Source organism: Halorussus pelagicus (assembly GCF_004087835.1).
Classification (GTDB): Archaea; Halobacteriota; Halobacteria; order Halobacteriales; family Haladaptataceae; genus Halorussus; species Halorussus pelagicus.
In genome coordinates this window covers 1,881,867-1,900,366 of the sequence record NZ_CP035119.1, presented here as the reverse complement: position 1 = coordinate 1,900,366, position 18,500 = coordinate 1,881,867, and the positions used below count along the sequence as shown (strand labels likewise).

At 65.4% G+C, this 18,500-nt stretch carries 21 protein-coding genes and 1 pseudogene; 17 read left to right on the top strand and 5 right to left on the bottom strand.

What is annotated here, in order from left to right; translation table 11 throughout:
- Positions 1-32: 32 nt before the first annotated feature.
- Together EP007_RS09470 and EP007_RS09465 are read right to left on the bottom strand one after the other, a co-directional pair.
- On the bottom strand, positions 33-1,565 hold the full coding sequence (locus tag EP007_RS09470) for a carboxypeptidase M32 (RefSeq protein WP_128477422.1): 1,533 nt from the start codon (positions 1,563-1,565) through the stop codon (positions 33-35).
- Between the two features lie 88 nt (positions 1,566-1,653).
- Positions 1,654-2,748, bottom strand: coding sequence for a M20 family metallopeptidase (locus EP007_RS09465; RefSeq protein ID WP_128477421.1), 1,095 nt, complete (start codon positions 2,746-2,748; stop codon positions 1,654-1,656).
- 153 nt (positions 2,749-2,901) lie between these two features.
- On the opposite strand from EP007_RS09465, the gene EP007_RS09460 reads away from it, so the two are divergent.
- Together EP007_RS09460 and EP007_RS09455 are read left to right on the top strand one after the other, a co-directional pair.
- Positions 2,902-4,767 carry a PINc/VapC family ATPase gene (locus tag EP007_RS09460; RefSeq protein ID WP_128477420.1) on the top strand — a complete coding sequence of 622 codons (1,866 nt, stop codon included), beginning with the start codon at positions 2,902-2,904 and terminating at the stop codon, positions 4,765-4,767.
- 296 nt (positions 4,768-5,063) lie between these two features.
- The gene (locus EP007_RS09455) at positions 5,064-5,549 is read left to right on the top strand and encodes a pyridoxamine 5'-phosphate oxidase family protein (protein ID WP_128477419.1); all 486 of its coding nucleotides are present in this window, start codon (positions 5,064-5,066) and stop codon (positions 5,547-5,549) included.
- Positions 5,550-5,571: 22 nt separating this feature from the next.
- Here EP007_RS09455 and EP007_RS09450 read toward each other — a convergent pair whose 3' ends face one another.
- Complete coding sequence (locus EP007_RS09450; RefSeq protein WP_128477418.1) at positions 5,572-8,193, bottom strand: efflux RND transporter permease subunit; 2,622 nt, start codon at positions 8,191-8,193, stop codon at positions 5,572-5,574.
- 59 nt (positions 8,194-8,252) lie between these two features.
- Between EP007_RS09450 and EP007_RS09445 the strand changes: the two genes are divergently transcribed.
- Positions 8,253-9,014: a TrmB family transcriptional regulator gene (locus EP007_RS09445; protein WP_128477417.1), complete on the top strand. Its 762-nt coding sequence runs from the start codon at positions 8,253-8,255 to the stop codon at positions 9,012-9,014.
- 37 nt (positions 9,015-9,051) lie between these two features.
- Here EP007_RS09445 and EP007_RS09440 read toward each other — a convergent pair whose 3' ends face one another.
- Positions 9,052-9,333: a helix-turn-helix transcriptional regulator gene (locus EP007_RS09440; RefSeq protein WP_128477416.1), complete on the bottom strand. Its 282-nt coding sequence runs from the start codon at positions 9,331-9,333 to the stop codon at positions 9,052-9,054.
- A gap of 155 nt (positions 9,334-9,488) precedes the next feature.
- Here EP007_RS09440 and EP007_RS09435 point away from each other — a divergent pair, with 155 nt between their 5' ends.
- The 3 genes from EP007_RS09435 (at position 9,489) to EP007_RS09425 (ending at position 13,042) form a co-directional block, all read left to right on the top strand.
- The gene (locus EP007_RS09435) at positions 9,489-9,797 is read left to right on the top strand and encodes an EMC6-like membrane protein (protein WP_128477415.1); all 309 of its coding nucleotides are present in this window, start codon (positions 9,489-9,491) and stop codon (positions 9,795-9,797) included.
- 3 nt (positions 9,798-9,800) lie between these two features.
- Positions 9,801-11,615, top strand: a complete 1,815-nt coding sequence (locus tag EP007_RS09430; protein WP_128477414.1) for a ribosome biogenesis/translation initiation ATPase RLI — start codon at positions 9,801-9,803, stop codon at positions 11,613-11,615.
- A gap of 95 nt (positions 11,616-11,710) precedes the next feature.
- The gene (locus EP007_RS09425; protein ID WP_128477413.1) at positions 11,711-13,042 is read left to right on the top strand and encodes a hypothetical protein; all 1,332 of its coding nucleotides are present in this window, start codon (positions 11,711-11,713) and stop codon (positions 13,040-13,042) included.
- 80 nt (positions 13,043-13,122) lie between these two features.
- Here EP007_RS09425 and EP007_RS09420 read toward each other — a convergent pair whose 3' ends face one another.
- The gene (locus tag EP007_RS09420; RefSeq protein WP_128477412.1) at positions 13,123-13,644 is read right to left on the bottom strand and encodes an archaemetzincin family Zn-dependent metalloprotease; all 522 of its coding nucleotides are present in this window, start codon (positions 13,642-13,644) and stop codon (positions 13,123-13,125) included.
- Positions 13,645-13,719: 75 nt separating this feature from the next.
- On the opposite strand from EP007_RS09420, the gene EP007_RS09415 reads away from it, so the two are divergent.
- The 11 genes and pseudogenes from EP007_RS09415 to EP007_RS17440 all read left to right on the top strand — a co-directional run bounded on the left by EP007_RS09415 (position 13,720) and on the right by EP007_RS17440 (position 18,419).
- Entirely contained in the window at positions 13,720-14,073 is a 354-nt protein-coding gene (locus EP007_RS09415) for a UPF0146 family protein (protein ID WP_243700357.1), read from the top strand.
- A gap of 43 nt (positions 14,074-14,116) precedes the next feature.
- On the top strand, positions 14,117-14,464 hold the full coding sequence (locus EP007_RS09410) for a hypothetical protein (protein ID WP_128477411.1): 348 nt from the start codon (positions 14,117-14,119) through the stop codon (positions 14,462-14,464).
- A gap of 95 nt (positions 14,465-14,559) precedes the next feature.
- Positions 14,560-14,705 (top strand): annotated as a pseudogene (locus EP007_RS18255) (formate/nitrite transporter family protein); the annotation flags it as partial.
- Between the two features lie 3 nt (positions 14,706-14,708).
- Positions 14,709-14,843, top strand: a complete 135-nt coding sequence (locus tag EP007_RS18190; protein ID WP_281062922.1) for a hypothetical protein — start codon at positions 14,709-14,711, stop codon at positions 14,841-14,843.
- 70 nt (positions 14,844-14,913) lie between these two features.
- Positions 14,914-15,849, top strand: coding sequence for a TIGR01548 family HAD-type hydrolase (locus EP007_RS09400; RefSeq protein WP_128477410.1), 936 nt, complete (start codon positions 14,914-14,916; stop codon positions 15,847-15,849).
- A 36-nt stretch (positions 15,850-15,885) separates the two neighbouring features.
- The gene (locus tag EP007_RS09395) at positions 15,886-16,260 is read left to right on the top strand and encodes a DUF7534 family protein (RefSeq protein WP_128477409.1); all 375 of its coding nucleotides are present in this window, start codon (positions 15,886-15,888) and stop codon (positions 16,258-16,260) included.
- Positions 16,257-16,673, top strand: coding sequence for a hypothetical protein (locus EP007_RS09390; protein ID WP_128477408.1), 417 nt, complete (start codon positions 16,257-16,259; stop codon positions 16,671-16,673). The genes EP007_RS09395 and EP007_RS09390 overlap by 4 nt, the downstream gene beginning before the upstream one ends.
- A 25-nt stretch (positions 16,674-16,698) precedes the next feature.
- Positions 16,699-17,367 carry an NADPH-dependent F420 reductase gene (gene npdG, locus EP007_RS09385; RefSeq protein ID WP_128477407.1) on the top strand — a complete coding sequence of 223 codons (669 nt, stop codon included), beginning with the start codon at positions 16,699-16,701 and terminating at the stop codon, positions 17,365-17,367.
- Between the two features lie 172 nt (positions 17,368-17,539).
- Positions 17,540-17,716: an HVO_0416 family zinc finger protein gene (locus tag EP007_RS17445; RefSeq protein ID WP_166035518.1), complete on the top strand. Its 177-nt coding sequence runs from the start codon at positions 17,540-17,542 to the stop codon at positions 17,714-17,716.
- Positions 17,717-17,881: 165 nt separating this feature from the next.
- Positions 17,882-18,010: a transporter gene (locus EP007_RS09380; RefSeq protein WP_128477406.1), complete on the top strand. Its 129-nt coding sequence runs from the start codon at positions 17,882-17,884 to the stop codon at positions 18,008-18,010.
- A 247-nt stretch (positions 18,011-18,257) separates the two neighbouring features.
- Positions 18,258-18,419 (top strand): DUF7563 family protein, encoded by a 162-nt coding sequence (locus EP007_RS17440; protein WP_166035516.1) that lies wholly within the window; start codon positions 18,258-18,260, stop codon positions 18,417-18,419.
- The last annotated feature ends 81 nt before the right edge of the window (positions 18,420-18,500 follow it).

Genomic DNA, 18,500 nt, shown 5'->3' with positions numbered 1-18,500 from the left:
GAGCTAAACGGCGACGGAGAACGGCCGCGGTGCTACTGGTACTCGTCCAGTTCGTACAACTCGCCGTACTTGTCCTTCACGTAGTCGAGGAAGTAGTCGGCGGTGTACTCTTCGCCGGTAGCCTGCCGGACGAGTTCGTCGGTGGTGTAACGCGACCCGTGCTGGTGGACGTTCTCGGTCAGCCAGTCGTGGAGCGGTTCGAAGTCGCCCTCGGCGACGTTCTCGTCCAGATTCTCGATGTCGTCCTCGGCGCTATCGAACAGTTGGGCCGCGAGGACGCTCCCGAGCGAGTAGGTCGGGAAGTAGCCGAAGTCGCCGTGGCTCCAGTGGATGTCCTGTAGACAGCCCTCGGCGTCGGAGTCGGGCCGGACGCCCAGATACTCCTCGTACTTGTCGTTCCAGACCTCGGGTACGTCCTCCACGTCGAGGTCGCCCCGGATGAGGTCGCGCTCGATTTCGAACCGGACCACGATGTGCATGTGGTAGGTGAGTTCGTCGGCTTCGACCCGAATGAGGTTGTCCTCGTAGACCTCGTTGGCGGCCTCGTACACGTCGTCAACGCTGGCGTCGGCCAGCTTCTCGGGGAAGCGGTCTTTCACCTTCGGCAGGAAACGCTCCCAGAACGCCCGCGAGCGCCCGACGTGGTTCTCCCAGAGGCGCGACTGGGACTCGTGGACCGTCATGTCACGGGACTCGCCCAGCGGCGTGCCGTACTCCTCGCGGGGGAGTCCGAGCGTGTAGGTCGCGTGGCCGAATTCGTGGACCGTCGCCATCAGCGCGCCAACCGGCTCGTCGGGCGAAAAGCGGGTCGTGACGCGGGCGTCGAACTGGTTGCCCGACGAGAACGGGTGGGGCGCGGTGTCGAGGCGGCCGTGGTCCCAGTCGTAGCCCAACGTGTCCAGCACGTCGCGGGTGAGGTCTTCCTGCGTGTCGGTGTCGAACTCGCCGGAGAACGTATCGGTGGCGAGGTTGGCGTCCGACTCCCGAATCGCGTCCACGAGCGGGACGAGTTCGTCGCGCAGGCGCTGAAGGACCTCTTCGGCGGTCTCGACGCCGAGATACGGTTCGTACTCCTCGAACAGGACCTCGTAGGGGTCGCGGTCCGGGTCGATGTGTTCGGCGTACTCGCGCTTGAGTTCGACCAGTTTTTCGAGCGTCGGCGCGAACGTCGAGAAGTCGTCTTGTTCTTTGGCCTTCTGCCAGACCGGCATCGCCTCCGACGAGACCTCCGAAATCTCTTCCACGAGGTCTTGGGGGACGCTGGCGGCGCGGTCGTGCTGGCGTCGAATCTCGCGGACGACCGACGCGCGCTCGTCGTCGAGGTCCCGCGATTCGAGTTCGTCGAGCATCTCGGCCATCTCGTCGGACGTGAGCATCTCGTGGGCCACGGTCGAGAGCGCCGAGCGCTGTTTCGACCGGGCGGGCGTGCCGCCCTCGGGCATCATGACCTCTTGGTCCCAACTGAGTACCATTCCGGCCTGCTTGACGTTCGACAGTCGCTGTACCTGCTGTACGAACTTCGAATAGGTGTCGGACGCCTCGTCGGCGGCGGCTTCGCTTGCCATCGACTCTTCGTAGGGTGTCACCCATTATCAAAAGTCGGGTTTCGACTCGAAAGGGACGACCCATCACGGCGACCCGACCGCGGGCGACTCAGAACCGCTCGGCCACGCCGCGGTAAATCCCCTCACAACGTTCTAGCACCGCGATGCTTGCACTCTCAGCGTCGGTGTGGGCCTCGCCGGGTTCGGCCGCACCACAGACCACGCAGGTCGTTCCGGTCTCGGCCAACCATCCCGCGTCGGTCGCATGGGGTTTCGAGACGAGTTCGGGGTTGCCCGCTCGTCCCTCCTGTTCCTCGCTCGCGGCCGCCAGCACGGTCTGGGCGAACGCTTCGTCGTCACAGCGCATCGCCGGGAGGTCTTGGTCAACAGTCCACTCGACGCCCTCGCTCTCGACGCGCTCAAGCGGCGCGCGCTCGCCGGGAACCGTGCGCTCGTCCACCGTCACCTCACACGTTTCGGGAATCACGTTCCACGCGCTCCCGCCCTCGATTTCCGTGACGGCGACGCTTCCCCGGACCTCCTCGCCAAACACCTCGACCGCGGGGAAGTCGAGGTCCCGAATCACGTCCACCGCATCGCAGGCCCGGTAGACCGCGTTCTCGCCGGATTCGGGGTTGCTGGCGTGGGCCGCCGTGCCGCGGGCAGTGACGGTACTCCCCCGGCGGCCCTTGTGCGCGACTGCCACGTCGGTCACGCCCGGCGCGGAGTAGCCCGTCGAGCCTTCGCCGACGACGGCGTAGTCGGGCGCGAACCCTCGTTCGATGGCGGCGCGAGCGCCGACGCCGCCTTGCTCCTCGCCGACGAAACTGGCGAAGACGAGTTCCGGAGCGGTCTCGCCTGAGAGGTCGGCGTCGCGGAACGCCAGCATCGCGGCCGCCACCGCGCCCTTCATATCGGCGGTGCCCCTGCCGTAGAGGCGGCCGTCGCGCTCCTCGACGACGTATCCTCCGTCGGCGTCGGTCTGGGAGTCGGCCGGTGGCACCACGTCGTGGTGGCCGACGAGCGCGAGCGATTCGCCCTCGTCGGGACCGCGGCGGGCGATGACGTTCCCGGTCTCGTCGCGGGTCACGTCGCCGTCGGTCTCCTCGCGGAGCCAGTTCTCGATGTAGTCGCCCGCCTCGGTCTCGTCCTCGTGGGACGGGATGGAGACGAGTTCGCGGGTGAGTTCGAGTAGTTCGGTCATGGCTGACCCGTGGGCCGCGAGTCGCTTGAAGCCGGGGGTGGCGGAACGCCGGGTCGTGGGTTCGTCGCGGCGGTCCTCGACTCGGACGAGACGGGGCCTCCCCAGAGTCGCTCGCTCGTAAAGGGTATGAACGCGCCGCCCGAAAAGAGGGACATGAACGTTCTACCGGACACCAGCGTCGTCATCGACGGCCGGATTTCCGAGCGCGTCGAGGGCGAGTTCGCTGGCGCGACCGTCCTGATTCCGGAGGCAGTCGTCGCCGAACTCGAAGCGCAGGCCAACCGCGGCCAAGAGAGCGGTTGGAACGGTCTCTCGGAACTCCAGCGACTCGCTGACCTCGCCGACGAGGGCGACATCGACCTCGAATACGTCGGCGAGCGTCCGGACCCCGAGGCCGCGGGCCGTGCCCACGAAGGCGAAATCGACGCCTACATCCGGGAACTGGCCGCCGACCACGACGCCGCGTTCGTCACCAGCGACAGCGTGCAGGCCGAGGTAGCGAAGGCGAAAGGATTGGACGTGGAGTACATCGCGCCCAAGACCGACGACGGCGACATCGGTCGCCTCGCCATCGAGGAGTTCTTCGACGAGCAGACGATGAGCCTCCACCTCCGGGCGGGAGTCGCGCCGATGGCTAAGCGCGGCGACATCGGCGACATGCACTACGAGCAGATACGCGACGAGGTTTCGACCGAGGAACAACTCAAGGAGTACGCCAGCGAGATTATCGACTCCGCCAAGCGGAGCAACGAGGGGTTCATCGAACTCTCCGAGCAGGGGATGACCATCGTCCAGTTCCGCGACTACCGAATCGCCGTCGCGGAGCCGCCGTTCGCCGACGCGTGGGAGATTACCGCGGTTCGGCCCATCGTCAAGACCGACATGGAGGACTACGAGTTCGCCGGTGAACTCAAAGAGCGACTGCTCGAACAGCAACGCGGCGTTCTCATCTCCGGGTCGCCCGGTGCCGGGAAGTCCACCTTCGCGCAGGCCGTCGGCGAATTCCTCGCGGACAACGACTTCGCGGTCAAGACGATGGAAAAGCCCCGAGACCTGCAAGTCGGCCCGGAAATCACGCAGTACACCGAACTGAGCGGCGAGATGGAGAAGACCGCCGACTCGCTGTTGATGGTCCGGCCCGACTACACCATCTACGACGAGGTCCGGAAGACCGACGACTTCGAGGTGTTTGCCGACATGCGACTCGCGGGCGTCGGCATGATCGGCGTCGTTCACGCGACGCGGGCCATCGACGCGCTCCAGCGCCTCGTCGGCCGGGTCGAACTCGGCATGATTCCCCAAATCGTGGACACCGTTGTCTACATCGAGGCCGGGAAGGTCGAGAAGGTCTACGACGTGACGACGCAGGTGAAGGTGCCCGAGGGCCTGATGGAGGAGGACCTCGCTCGCCCGGTCATCATGATTCAGGACTTCGAGACCGGCCGCCCCGAGTACGAAATCTACACCTTCAACCGACAGGTCGTCACCGTCCCCCTCGACGAGAGCGAGCGCGAGGAGAGCGGCGTCTCGAAACTGGCGAAACAGGAAATCGAGCGAGAGATTCAATCGGTCGCCCGCGGTGCGGTGGACGTGGACGTGCAGGGCCAGAACCGCGCCACCGTCTACGTCACCGAGGACGACATCTCCTACGTCATCGGGAAGGGCGGCGGCCGAATCGACGAAATCGAGAACCGCCTCGGCATCGACATCGACGTGCGGACCCACGACGAGAAACCCCAATCGGCGTCCGGAGCGAGCGCAGGCGGTGCGGGCGGCGCAGGCGGAGCAGGAGCCACGCCCGGCCAAGTCGTGACGCCGGAAATCACCTCCCGGCACATCGTCCTGCCGACCGACGGCCACGCGGGCGAGACCGTCGAGGTGCAGGCCGACAGCGAGTACCTGTTCACGGCGACGGTTGGACGGGGCGGCGATATTCAGGTCTCGCGGGGCAGTGCGATTGCGGAGGAACTGGAGCGAGCAATCGACCGCGAGCAGGCGATTACGGTCGTCGGGGCGTAGGTCGGTCCGGGCCGTAAGTCGGAGTCTCGGTCCCTCTCGACGCGTCCCCGTTCAGAGTCGGTCCCGAACGCGCTCGACGTAGCTGTTTCCGTCCCAACTTCTGACGACTTGTTTGGAACTACGCCTCAACCCGTTGGAAGACCGCCTCCGAGACCGGCTCTGAGCGACGGTTCCCCTCTCCGCGACGAGGAGCGGCCAAGAGTCGTCGCTCAGGACTGTACGGACGCTGTGTTTTCAGTTCCTTGGAATGGAGGACCAGTTATATAGATCCGGTAGAACAAGGAAAAGATAGGACGATGTTCACCGACGACGTAGTTGAGACGAACGACGAAGGCGTGTCGGGCGGAGAACGCTCGGACGTGAAAATGAACTCCGACGCCGCGAGCGCCTTTCTCGAACGAAAAGGGTGGGGATGTCTGACGCTCGCGGAGGGTGGGAACGCCTACTCGCTCCCGATGTCGTTCGGGTACGACGGCGAGGGGACCGCCTACTTCCATCTCCAGACCGACGAGCGCGGCGAGAAGATGGCCTATCTCGACGCCACCGAGAGCGCCACGCTACTCGTTCCCGAGGTCAGACCGCCCGACTGGACCAGCGTCATGGTTCGGGGACCCATCGAGCGCGTTCCGGAAGCGGAGGTCGAAGACGCGTACGCGGCGTTCGCGGGAAACGCGTGGTTTCCGGCCAGTCCGTGGACCGACGACCGCGACCCGACCGAACTCGGCTTCTACAAGTTGGAGGCCGAGACGGTGACCGGGCGGACCTCGCTCGTGAGCGAATAGGACCGCAGCCGCGCCGTCCGAGTTAATCGCCGGTCGCGCCGACCGTCGTTCCGCCGACTGCGGCGTCGGTGCCGAGATAGCGCCACCAGAGGACGAGCAGACTCGGCAGAACGACCACGCTCGACACGAACGCGAACACGATTGTCGTTCCCGTCACCAGTCCGAACCGCTGGAGCGATGGCACCAGCGCGAACAGCAGGACGCCGAACCCGCCCGCGGTCGTGACCGCGCTGGCCAGTAGCGCGCCGCCGGTCCCCGCCAGCGTGGTCTCTAACGCCGCCGCGGCGTCGGCGCTGGCGGACACTTCCTCGACGAACCGCTCGCTGATGTGGATAGCGTAGTCAACGCCGATACCGATGGCGATGCTGGCGATGATGGCCGTCTCGGTGTTGAACGGAATCTCCAGCAGGTACATCGCGCCCAGAATCCAACTCAGTGCGAAGACAACCGGAACCATCGTGACCGCGCCCAGCGAGAGGGTGCCGTAGCGCCGGTAGAAGATCCCCGTCAGGAACGCCACGATGACCCCGAGCGTGATGAGGAACGTCTGGACCAGCGTGGTGAGCAGACCCTGCTGGACGATTTCGTTGATAATCGGCTGGCCGGTGGCGGTCGCGGTCAGATCGCCATCGGTTTCGATACCGTCGGCGACCGCTCGCATCTCGCTGGTGACCGCGCCGGTGTCCGACCCACCGCGGATTGCGACCGCGAGGCGGAGCGCGCGGTACTCGCCGTCGTCGGTGCGGGAGACGACCGCCGCCGCCTCGTCTGGGGCCGCCGCGTAGAGGGCGTCGTAGACTGCTCCGAGGTCGCGGTCGGGCACGCCGTCGCCGTCGGTGTCGCGCTCGGCGACGACCCGCGCGAACGTCTCGTTGCGGGCCGAAACGCGCTCGATGGTCGAGAGCGGCCCGTCAACGCTCGGTCGCCCGCTGGCGAGTGTGATGGCGGTCGAGGAACCATTTATTTCCTCGCGGGCGGTGGCGAGTCGGTCGAGAGTGTCGGACGACGTGATCGGTCCCTCAACGAGTATCTGGGCCTGCGAGCGGTCGCGCGACTGGACGAACTTGTCGTTGAGGAAGACGACGTTCTCCCGGAGGTCGTAGTCGCCGGGCCGGAGCGGTTCGGGGAGCGAGTCCATCCAGTCGGGCGAGTCCCGCGGCAGGAAATCGACCTGATTGATCGAGGTGTCGATGTCCGTCGCGGCGTACGCCCCGCCCGCGCTCGCAACCAGCGCGACGAGGACGACGGCGACGGGCAGTTTGCGGGCCGCAGTCGCCCCGACCCCGAGCAGGCGGTTGACCGCGCTCGCGCCGGTTCCGAACGCGCGCTTCCGGCGGTCGAAGCCGACCTGTTCGAGCAGGCCGTCGAGTTCGAGTTTGAGCGCAGGCAGGAGACCGGCGAAGACGACGAACGCCGAGACGATGCCGAACGCACTCACGAGACCGAACTGGCGGATGGTCTCGATAGGGCTGACGAGGTTCGAGGTGAACCCGACCGCGGTGGTGAAGGTGGTCGCCGCCAAGGCGACCGTCACGCCCGCGAGACCGGCGCGCATTGCTTCACGCGGGTCGCTGTCGGGATTCTCGGCGCGGGCCTCGCGGTAGCGCATGACGACGTGAAGCGCGTAGTCGATGGAGAGACCGATGAGCAGGAACGGCACCGCGATGAGTATCTGGGTGACGCCGATGCCCGCCCATCCCATGAACCCGCCCATCCAGACGAGGACCAGCAGGGTTCCGAGGAGTCCGAGCGCCACATCCAGCAGGTCGCGGTAGGCGACAAACAGGACGCCGACGACCAACAGGAACGCGAAGGGGGTGATGACCGCGAAGCTCTCTCCGGTCGCTTGCCCGGACTCCTCATCGACGATGCCCGCGCCGAAAGTGAACACATCGGTGGATTCGACCGTCCGGTCGGCGATGGCCTGCGCGGCCAGTTGGCCCGCCACCATGTCCTCGGGCAGGGAGTCGCCGGAGGTGTCGGCCTGCTGGAAGACGAATGTCACGCGGGCCGAGGCCGTCGTCGTCCCCGGTTCGTAGTCGGTCGCCAACAGGGTGAAGGGGTCAACCGGACCGGCCGCGGTCCGGTCGGGGTCGAGGACAGTCAGCAGAACGTCGTCGATTTCGGACTGGGACATCGACTCCAGTTGGGCTATCTGGTCGTCGAGGCTCGGTTGCCCGGCGGGCGGTGCGCCGGAGTCACTCGGCCCGCCTGCGCTGGCGTTTCTATCGCTCGCGTTCGCTCCGGTGCCCGTTGACCGCTCCTGTCGAATCGCGGCGGTCGCCACGAGGTTCGAGAGACCCGCAGTCGATTCGCCGTCGCGGAGCGTCGCGTTCACCGTCTCGTTCTCGCGGAGTCGCTGTTGGAGGCGGAGCGTTTCGAGCAGTGACTCTTTGGTCAGCACGTCGTCGCCGCGGACGACGACCTGCGTGACCGAGGTGTTCTCGTCGCCGGTCGTGAAGTTCGACTGGAGGGAGTCGAGTTTCTGGGCTTCGGTCGAGTCGCTACCGAAACTGGCGATAGTCAGTCCGGCGTCGATGTTCGCGGCACCGTACCCGACCGCCGCGGTCGAGACGAGCAGGAGCGCGAGAATCACCTTGCTGTACGTCGTCAGCGCGTCGGCGTATCGGTCGGCGAAGCCCATTGGTTGTCGAGTCGTTCGACCGCCTAGTATAAATGGTTGTAGATTTCTACAATAAATTGATGAGCGCACACGAGGCGGTCGAGGCCTTACGGGAACTGGGCCTGTCGAATTACGAGGCGCAGGTGTTCGTCGCGCTCCAGCGACTCGGCACCGGGAGCGCCCAAGCGGTCAGTCGGGTCTCGGACGTGCCGCGGTCGCAGGTGTACGGCGCGGCCGACGACTTGGCGAGTCGTGGACTCGTGGAGGTCGTCGAGTCCTCGCCCAAGGAGTACCGGCCGGTGAGTCTCGCGGCCGCCCGCGAGCAGTTGCGCGAGGCCGTCGAGCGCCAGCACGAACGGGCCTTCCGAAATCTCGAAGCGGTCCGGAACGAACACGCCGACCGCGGCGACGAGCGCGAGGTGGCGACGCTCCACGGTCTCCACGCGATTCACGAGCGCGTCACGAACCTCGTCGAAAACTCCATCGAGCGCGTGATTCTGGTCGCGGGGAGCGACGGCCTGCTCCCGGAGACCGTCGAGGAGTCGCTCCGAGAGCGCGCCATAGCGGGCGTTTCGGTCGTCGTCGTCACCGAGGACGAGGCGGTCGCCGAGCGGTTCGCCGACGCGCCGGTTCGGGTCGTGGTCGCCACCCGCGAGCAGACCGGCGGGTTCACCGGGCGGACGCTACTGGTAGACGACGCGACGGTGTTGCTGTCGGTCCGGACCGACGACGACCCGGAACCGTTCGAGGAGACCGCGCTCTGGACCGCCGACACCCGAATCGGCGACATCTTGGCGGCGTACGTCCACGCGGGGATGCAGTCGGGGTTCGAAGAGGAGTAATCGAGAAAACAGTCCGGTCGGCGAGGCGAGACGCGCCTCAATCGGCGCAGTTCTGAGCGTCGGTGCAGTCGGCCGACGTGTCACACGATACGTCGATTTCGTAGAGGTTCTGGCGGGCGTCGGCGAAGTACACGTCCTCTTGGACCACCTCTAGCTCTTCGAGTCGTTCGAGGGCGTATCGGACCGTGCGGGCCGACAACATCGATTCCTCGACTATCTCTTTCTGAGTGAGCGCACCCTTGTATTCGAGCACTTTGAAGACCAACTTCGCGCTCGGCGGCAGGTCGTCAATGTCCTCTAACTCGGACTGAGTTGCCATCGTTACGAATCGAAACACGCGACCAGCATAAAAGTATTGAGAACGTCTGGCACTCTCCGGCCGCGGCGTCGGTCCGCGCCGAGCGAGACGACCGACCCGCGCCGACGCCCGTGCGTAACAAAAAGGCCTTCAACTCGGGTCCCTGAAGGACACTCATGGCGACCGAACAGGTATCCGAGCGGCGGTCTTCCCACGTCCGGGGCGTGACGGTGACGGCAATCGCCACGCTTGCGGGCGTCGCGGCGGCGTTAGTCTCCGCGGCGTTTCTCGGGACCGCGGCGAAAGACCAATTAGGGCTGGCCATCGTGGCCGGATTCGTCTTCGTCCAGTTGCCGGTCCTACAAGTGATGGGCATCGACGTGGAGGACTTCTCCACGAAAGACCACCTCTACGTGCTGTTCATGACGTTCTCGATGTGGTTCGTGACGTGGACGATTCTGCTGACGAACGGAGTCACCTTCTAAATCATGGCGGACGACAGTATCGCGGTCGTGGACTTAGAGCGGTGTCAACCGGACCGGTGCGGGTACGAGTGTAAGAACTACTGCCCGCCCAACCGGACCGGCAAGGAGTGTATCACGCTCCGGGGCGACGACGCCGACGAGGGCGACCCAGACCAAGTACACATCAGCGAGGAGATTTGCCTCGGCGAGACCTGCGGCATCTGCGTCGAGAAGTGTCCGTTCGACGCCATCGAGATAATCAATCTCCCCCAAGAGCTGGAGGACGAACCAGTCCACCGCTACGGCGAGAACGCCTTCTCGCTGTACGGTCTGCCGGTTCCGCTTGAGGGGCAGGTCACAGGAATCCTCGGGCCGAACGGCATCGGGAAGACCACCGCGGTCAAGATTCTGGCGGGCGAACTCGCGCCGAACCTCGGCCAGCACGCCGACCCGCCGGGATGGGACGCGGTGCTGGACGCCTATCGCGGGACGGAGTTGCAGGACTACCTCGCGGACGTGCGCGACGGCGAGGTCAGCGTCGCGCGCAAGCCCCAGTATGTCGATAAGATTCCGGACCGATTCAGCGGTCCGACCTCGGAACTACTGGAGAAGACCGACGAGCGGGGCGTCTTGGACGACCTACTCGAACGACTCGACATCGAACACGTCCTCGACCAAGACATCGACAGCCTCTCGGGCGGCGAACTCCAGCGAGTCGCGCTGGTGGCGTGTCTCGCCCGCGACGTTGACTTCTACTTCATCGACGAGATTACGCCGTATCTCGACATCAGCCAGCGCGTGAAGGCCGCGCGCCTGATTCAGGAGATGGCCGAGGAACACGGCAAGTCGATGCTGGTGGTCGAACACGACCTCGCAATTCTGGACCTCGTGGCGGACAACCTCCACGTCGCGTACGGTGAACCCGGCGCGTACGGTGTCATCACCTCGCCCAAGTCGGTCCGGAACGGCATCAACGAGTACCTGAAAGGGTATCTCCAGAACGAGAACATGCGCATCCGGCCCAACGCCATCGAGTTCGAGGAACACGCGCCGCGGCAGGTGACGCGGGCCGACACGCTGGTCGAGTATCCCGATATCTCGAAGTCCTACGGCGAGGGCGAGTTCGCTCTCGACGTGGAGGGCGGCACGATTCGGGAGAACGAAGTGCTGGGCATCGTCGGCCCGAACGGCATCGGGAAATCGACGTTCGCCCAACTGCTGGCGGGCCGCCTCGAACCCGACGAGGGCGAGGCCGACTTCGATCTGGACATCGCCTACAAGCCCCAGTACATCGAAATCGACCAGCCGATGCGGACCGACACGTTCCTGCGGTCGATTACCGACCGCGTGGGGTCGTCGTACTGGAACACCGAAATCGGCCAACCGCTCCAACTCGACCGCATCATGGAGCAACAACTCACCGACCTCTCGGGCGGCGAGCGCCAGCGAGTCGCCATCGCGGCCTGCCTCTCGGAGTCGGCGGACCTCTACCTGCTGGACGAACCGTCGGCGTACCTCGACGTGGAACAGCGCGTCCGCGCGACCAACGCCATCCGCCGGTTCGCCGAACAGCAGGACGCGACGGTCATGGTCATCGACCACGACATCTACATGATCGACCTGCTGGCCGACCGCCTGATGGTGTTCGACGGCGAACCCGCGGTTCAGGGTCGCGCCAGCGAACCCAAGGGGATGCGCGACGGGATGAACGACTTCCTCGCCAACCTCGACATCACCTTCCGGCGCGACGAGAACGTCGGCCGACCCCGCATCAACAAGCCGGGGAGCCAACTCGACCGCGAGCAAAAGAAGGAAGGCGAATACTACTACGCGCCCTGACGGGATTCGGCCCGCTGCTCTCCGCTGAAGATTCTTTGTCCCGTCCCGAGCGCAGAACCGAACGGTTTTCGTCAACGCACACATAGCCCCCGTCAGTGACACGTCTTCCCGACTGGCTCGGAACTGGCTCCGAGCGCCGTGCGAAACTGTTCGCGTGTCTCGCGGTTCTCAGCCTCGCAGTCACGACGGTCGGCGTTCTCGCCGCCCCCGACCAACCGCGCGTGACCGTCAACGAGGAATCGCCCGAGAACAACACCCTCGTCGCGCTACAGGGGTACAAACACGAGGGCAAAGCGGTCGAACTCAACCCCCAAGGCGACATCGTCTGGGAGTACGACGACCCCCACGACGTGTTCGACGTGGAGGCGCTGGGTCCCGACCGCGTGCAGGTGTCCTCAGCGACCGAGATTTCGGACGCGAACTGCCCCGAGCAGTACCGAAACGACGGGTTCTCGAACTGCGTTCGGAACAGTCTCGCCATCCTCAACCAGACGAACAACGAGGTCGTCTGGGAGTACGCGTGGTTCGACGCCGAACTTCACGAACACGAACTCCACGACTCGGACCACTACACCGTCGCGGGCGAGGACCGCTGGGTGATGGTCGATATGGGCAACGACCGCGTGTTCGCGGTGAACCGCGACAAGGAGATTCAGTGGCAGTGGAACGCCACCGACACCTACGACCGGCCCGACCGAATGGGTCCCGAAAGCGACTGGACCCACATGAACGACGTGGACCGCCTCCGGCCGGGCGTCTTCCAAGTCAGCCTCCGGAACTTCGACACCGTGGTCGAACTCCACGTCGAGAACGGGTCCGGGCCGATCGACCGGGGCGTCAGCGTCGAACCGGTCGTCGGACCGAACCAGTTCGATGGGAACAGCGACATGCTGTACGAACAGCACAACCCCGACCGCATCGCCGACGACCACCTAATCGTCGCCGACAGCGAACACGACCGCGTCGTCGAACTGAACGCGTCGGGCGACGTGGTCTGGGAGTTCGGCGGCGGTGCCACGCTCAAGTGGCCCCGAGACGCCGACCGGCAACCGAACGGCCACACGCTCGTCGCCGACTCGTACAACGACCGCGTCGTTGAGGTGAGCGACGACGGCGAAATCGTCTGGGCAGTCGAGACCGGTGCGCTCCCCTACGAGGCTGACCGACTCCCGGCCGAGTGGAGCGACGGTGCTCACGCCGAGGGAAGTAGCGACCGCCCGACCGCGACCGAGGCGAACATCCCCGACGGCGGGCAGGACTCGCTCCTCCATCGATACTTCGGCTTCGCCGTCGCCATCTCGAAGTACGTCCTGCCCGCGTGGGTTGGCAATCAGGTCCCGTGGCTCGCGGTCGCAGTCGTCTCGTTGCTGGGGGCGCTAATCGAAGGCGTCAGGTGGCGAGGGCTTCCGATTCCGAGACGCGGGTAATTTTTCGCGGAGAACGCTCGATAGGTCTTTTTTCGGAGAAATCAGCAGTAGTCGCGGTCGCAGAACGGAGTGTCGTCAGCCTACAGCACTTCCCGCTGGCACGACCCACAGAGGTTCTCCTCTTTCACGTCCACCTCGCGGACGGTCGGCGAGAAGTTCATCACGCACCGCTTGTTGTCGCAGTGTTCGAGACCGAGCGTGTGGCCGATTTCGTGGACGACCTCTTTGCGCACCCGGTCGGAGAAGATTTCGCCCGCGCTCCGGTTGGAGAACCCGCCGTCGCTGGAAGTCTGAAGCCGATACGTCGAGATGACACTCCCGTTGCCGTCGAGGTAGGCGAGACCGAAGACGTAGTTTCGGCGGCGGTAAAAGAGGTCCTTGGGCGTGATGGCGATGTTCTTCTCCCCCGACCCGATTCGTCCAGCGAGTTCGATGAACTCCTCGGCGCGGTACTGGTCGCGCTTCTCGTCGTGTGACCCGGTCGGAATGGGCTGAGAGTCGTGGATAGTAACGTCGCAGTCGTAGACGGAACGCAGGGCGGTCGAAGCCTGCCGCTTGACTTTCGCGGAGAGGTTCCCGACCGGAACAACGTCAACGAGCATGGCAAACACTATGCGGGACCGACCCATAAACTTCCCGCCGTGCGCCCCCGAACCCGTCGTGCTATCGTCGCCCGATTGTCCGACTTCGAACGCCTCGTAGAGGTTGGTATCGGCGAGCGGACCGACGTGGCCGCCGCGCTCGCCGACGCCGGAAAAACCGTGACCGCGACCGACATCTATCCCCGCGAGGTTCCCGCGAACGTCGCGTTCGCGGAGGACGACGTTCTCGACCCCGACCCCGCGCTCTACCGCGACGCCGACGCCGTCTACGCGCTGAATCTCCCGCCCGAGTTGCACCGGCCGGTCCTCGACGCGGCCCGCCGCCACGACGCCGCGTTCCTGTTCACGACGTTGGGCGGCGACCCGCCCGCGGTCCCAGTCGAGCGCGAGACGGTGCCCGGCGAGACCATCTTCGTGGCGCGGGATTAAATGCAAAAGAATAAGTTTTGAAAATAATAATGCTTCGGACGCAATGTTCAACGATAGCGGAGCAGAGACTCGACGTACCGTCCTTCGAAGTATCGGCGGCGCGCTCGGCGTCGCTTCGCTCGCGGGGTCGGCGAGCGCCGTGACGACCGACGGCGTCTCCAGCGGCCAATGTGTCTACGCCGACGGGAGCAACGGCGCGGCACTCGTGTTCAGCGAGTGCGGCGGCACGGAGGAGGACCTCGTGGGGAAAGTCCAGAACTACGAGAAGGGCCGCGTCGATAAGGTCTGCCAGACCCTCGACGGGACGGTGTGGGCCTACGTCATCTGGAACGACGCCTCCCCGAGCGGATGGGTCGTCGAGGAGCAACTGACGGCGTGCGTCACGACATAGTGACGACGAGAGCGTCTGACCAGCGATACGGTGGGTCTCCCCTCGAGAGGTTCTACTGCCACGAGGTTTAACGTCGCACCGACCGACCATTTTCTGTGACCGTCGCGCCCGACCCCGAGGAAATCTTCGAGCGAGCGGTCGCAGAGGGCGAGCGCCGACTCGACCAATCGACGCTCGAACTCGTCTCGACCAGTTTTATCGCGGGGTCACCGTCGTCTTCGGCATCGTCGCGTTCGGCGTCTTCTTGGGCGCGAACATCGGTCTCGGGACGCTGGCTGCGACGACGCTCGTCGTCACGGCCGAAAATATCGCGGGCAGTCTCGGGTTGGTGACGCTCACGCACGTCGCCCAGTGGAAGGGCGCGCGCGAATCCGACTGAGCGCGGCCGAGGCGCGTTCCCGTCAATCTCCGTCGAAAGCCCCTTCAACGCCGGTTCACTACCCCAACGCATGCAAGCAGACGCGGTCGTGCTGGACATCGACGGCGTGGTCGTGGACGTGGCCGACTCCTACCGACGGGCCATCGTGGAGTCCATCGAGCGCGTTCACAGCGACACCATCGAGAAGGCCGAGATTCAGGCGTTCAAGGACGCTGGCGGGTTCAACAACGACTGGGAACTGACCGACGCCGCCGCGCTGTTCGTCCTCGCGCGCCGGGAAGGACTCGCCCTCAAGGTGGACGCCTTCACCGACCGAATCGCCGAGCGCCGGGCCGAGAGCGACGACGCCGAGTCCGCCGACGGTCTCGATGCCGCCGAAGCGGTCGTGGACGACGCGCTCGACGCGGCGGCCCGCGAGCGCGCACGGGGCGACTGGGACCCCGAGCGCCTGCGCGAGGTGTTCCAGCAACTCTACCTCGGCGCGGACCTCTACGCCGACATCGAGGGGAGCGACCCGGACCTCGACGAACCGGGGTTCATCCACGACGAACCGGTCATCCTCGACGCCGAGACGCTGGACGCGCTCGCGGACTACCCTCTCGGAATCGTCACCGGCCGCCCGGCCGACGAGGCCGACATCGCCCAGCGCCGGGCGGGTCTCGACGTGCCCGACGACCGGCGGTTCACGATGGACGACTGGGAGGAGGGCAAGCCTCATCCCCGCGCGCTGGTCACGCTGGCCGAGCGATTCAACGCCGAAGCGCACGGCGCTTCGAGCAATCAGACGCACTCTGATGATGTCGATTCAGTCGTCTTCGTCGGCGACACCCTAGACGACGTGAAGACCGCGCGAAACGCCGCCGAGGCCGACCCCGACCGCGAGTACGTCGGCGTCGGAGTCCTGACGGGCGGCCTGACCGGAGAGTCGGGCCGCCGGAAGTACGAGGAAGCGGGCGCGGACGCGGTCATCGACTCCGTGAACGACCTGCCGGACCTGCTGGCGTAGCGGGAACTTTATTTCCGCGTCGTCGGTTGTTCGGATATGGATTGGTCTCGACTCGGGGCGACGGCCGCGGACGCGCTCGTCGTCTCGTTCATCTCCGGCGCGCTTCTCTCTCCGCCCGACCCGTTCACGCAGGTGTTGTACGTCGTCCCGACGTTCCTCGTCGCGGTGTCGGCGCTCTGGCTGTACGGCGACCAGTCGGTCAGTCCGTGGTGGCGTCGCTACCTCCGGTTCGTCGGCAGTTTAGTTACCCTCAGTCTCGCGTGGCAAGCAGTCTCGTTCGCCGTCGGTCTCGAAACCACCTCCGGCGGTCGTACCGCGCTCACGCTGGCAGGCGTCGCGTTCGCCGTGTGGGTGGCGTACTTCGGCGGACTGGCGCGACTCCGCAGGACTGGGGACGCGAGCGACTCGTGACCCTCCAAACCGTCGAGCGATGGGTCTGGACGGTCGCCGTTGGCGGGTTCCTCGCGTATCTCCTCGGGGCACTCCTCGCGCCGAACCCGACCCGGATACACCCCTACGTCGTCGGCGCGTCGGTCGCTGGACTCCCGATAGCTCACTGGTACGTGGGCGGGGAAGTGGCCGGGTTCCCGAGCGACGGCGCGGGTCGCCTGACGCTGTTTTTCCTGACGATGTTCGTCGTCGCCTACCTCGGGATGGAGGCGGTCGGCGTCGTCGCCGGGCCGGACTCGGCCGCCGGGACGGTCGGGCGGGCCGGGTCGGTACTGGTCGGCATCCGTCTGGGTCGGCGGGCGGCCGACCGGGCCGGGTACGACCGGATTCGGGCCACGCTCGGAGGCGAGAGCGGGCGGAGTGGGAACGTTTAATCGGTCCCCGACCCGACAATACGGTATGCGAATCGCACTGCTCGGCGGGACCGGCGACATCGGACAGGCCCTCGCGCTCCGGTGGGCGCGAGACACCAATCACGAGATTCTACTCGGCTCGCGCGACCCCGAGAAGGCCCGCGGGAAGGCCGAAGAGTACGAGACCGAACTCGCCAGCGTCGGCGTCGAACGCGAGGTCAAGGGGTTCGCCAACGAGATGGCGGCCGACCGCGCGGACGTAGTGGTGCTGGCGGTGCCCGCGTTCCACGCCCGCGACCTCGTGGCGGAGGTCGCCGACCGCATCGAGGACGCCGACGTACTGGTCTCGCCCGCGGTCGGGATGGACCGCGACGACGAGGGCTTTCACTACAAGCCCCCGAAGGCCGGGAGCGTCACGCGACTGGTCGCCGACGCCGCGCCCGAGGGCGTCCCCGTGGTCGGGGCCTTCCACAATCTCTCGGCGGACCGCCTCGCTAACCTCGACGTAGAACTGGACCTCGACACGCTGGTCGTTGGCGACGACGATGACGCAATCGAGACGGTCGTCCAACTGGCCGACCAAATAGAGGGCCTGCGCGCGCTGAAGGCGGGCGGAATCGCCAACGCGACCGAGGTCGAGAGTCTGACGCCCTTGCTCATCAACCTCGCAATGGAGAACGAAGGGATGCACGACGTGGGCGTCAAATTCGAGTAGTCGTCGCCGTCACTCTCCCCAGTTCGCGCTGTTTCTCCCGGTTTTGGCGGTTAAGCTCGGCCTACTCGACGTGAGAGGGTTCGCTACGCGGGAAGTACGCCGTTTCGAAACGTTGGTACGCTAACTGTTACACCGACACGGTTTTATACTGGTGTGCATTATCATACCATGTATGGCGACCGCACCGACCGGCGACGACGACGTTTTCGACGAATTCCTGTCCGAGCGTGGCCACGAAACGGAGACAGTCGGGTGGCAGGAGAACTATAACAAGAAACAGTGTCCGGAGTGTAGCGGGCTTCACGATACGTCCGCGAGCGAGTGTTCGGTGTGCGGTTGGCGACCGTGAACCGCCTCGGGGTCAAGCCCCGAGGCACTTGGCCTGCCCCGCCTGTAGACTCGCCGTCTCCCTGATCGGTGCAGCGTGTCGTTCCCGACGACTAACTCTTTTTTCGGCGCGCGACCCGGCGAAGACCGTGACAATCGCTTTCCGACTCCGAGTCGTGGCGAGCGCATGGTCCGAATTTCGACGCTCGTCGTCCTCGCGGGAGTCGTCCTGCTGTTCGTGCCCGTCCCGCCGATTGCGACGGTTCTGGGCCTGCTTACCATCGGCGTCGGCGTCCTAATGAGACTGCTCGGGTAATGCCTATTGTGCGAGACGCCGAGCGATAGCGTCGTCGTGAGTGATAGCGCCGTTGTCGGTGCCAGAAAATCCGATGCACAAAGGGTCGCCAGCGTCCAACGAGTCGGAACAACCGAAGTATAAAATTACTGTACGACTAGCTGAGAACCGACGTTTGGCGGTAAGAGCCGCTTAGTCGGAGCAACGGGATGTCGCGTTCGGTGTCGATAGAAATATAGTGTAAGATTTCAGTAGTGGAAGAAGAGAAATGCCTGAGTGCCAGAACTGCGGTTCGTTCGTGACCGAAGCGTACGCGCGAGTGTTCACACCGCGCGAGGTAGACGACCCGCGAGTCTGCCCCGAGTGCGAGGACAAGATTCGGGACGGCAGCGAAGTGCGCGAGGCACGGTCGCCGCGCAACACCTCCTAACTCGTTTTCGTCGCTCTCCTCCGTCGAACGACGCCCAACAGTAGCGACGCTGGAGGCGGGTTCGGCGGCCGAACCGATTCA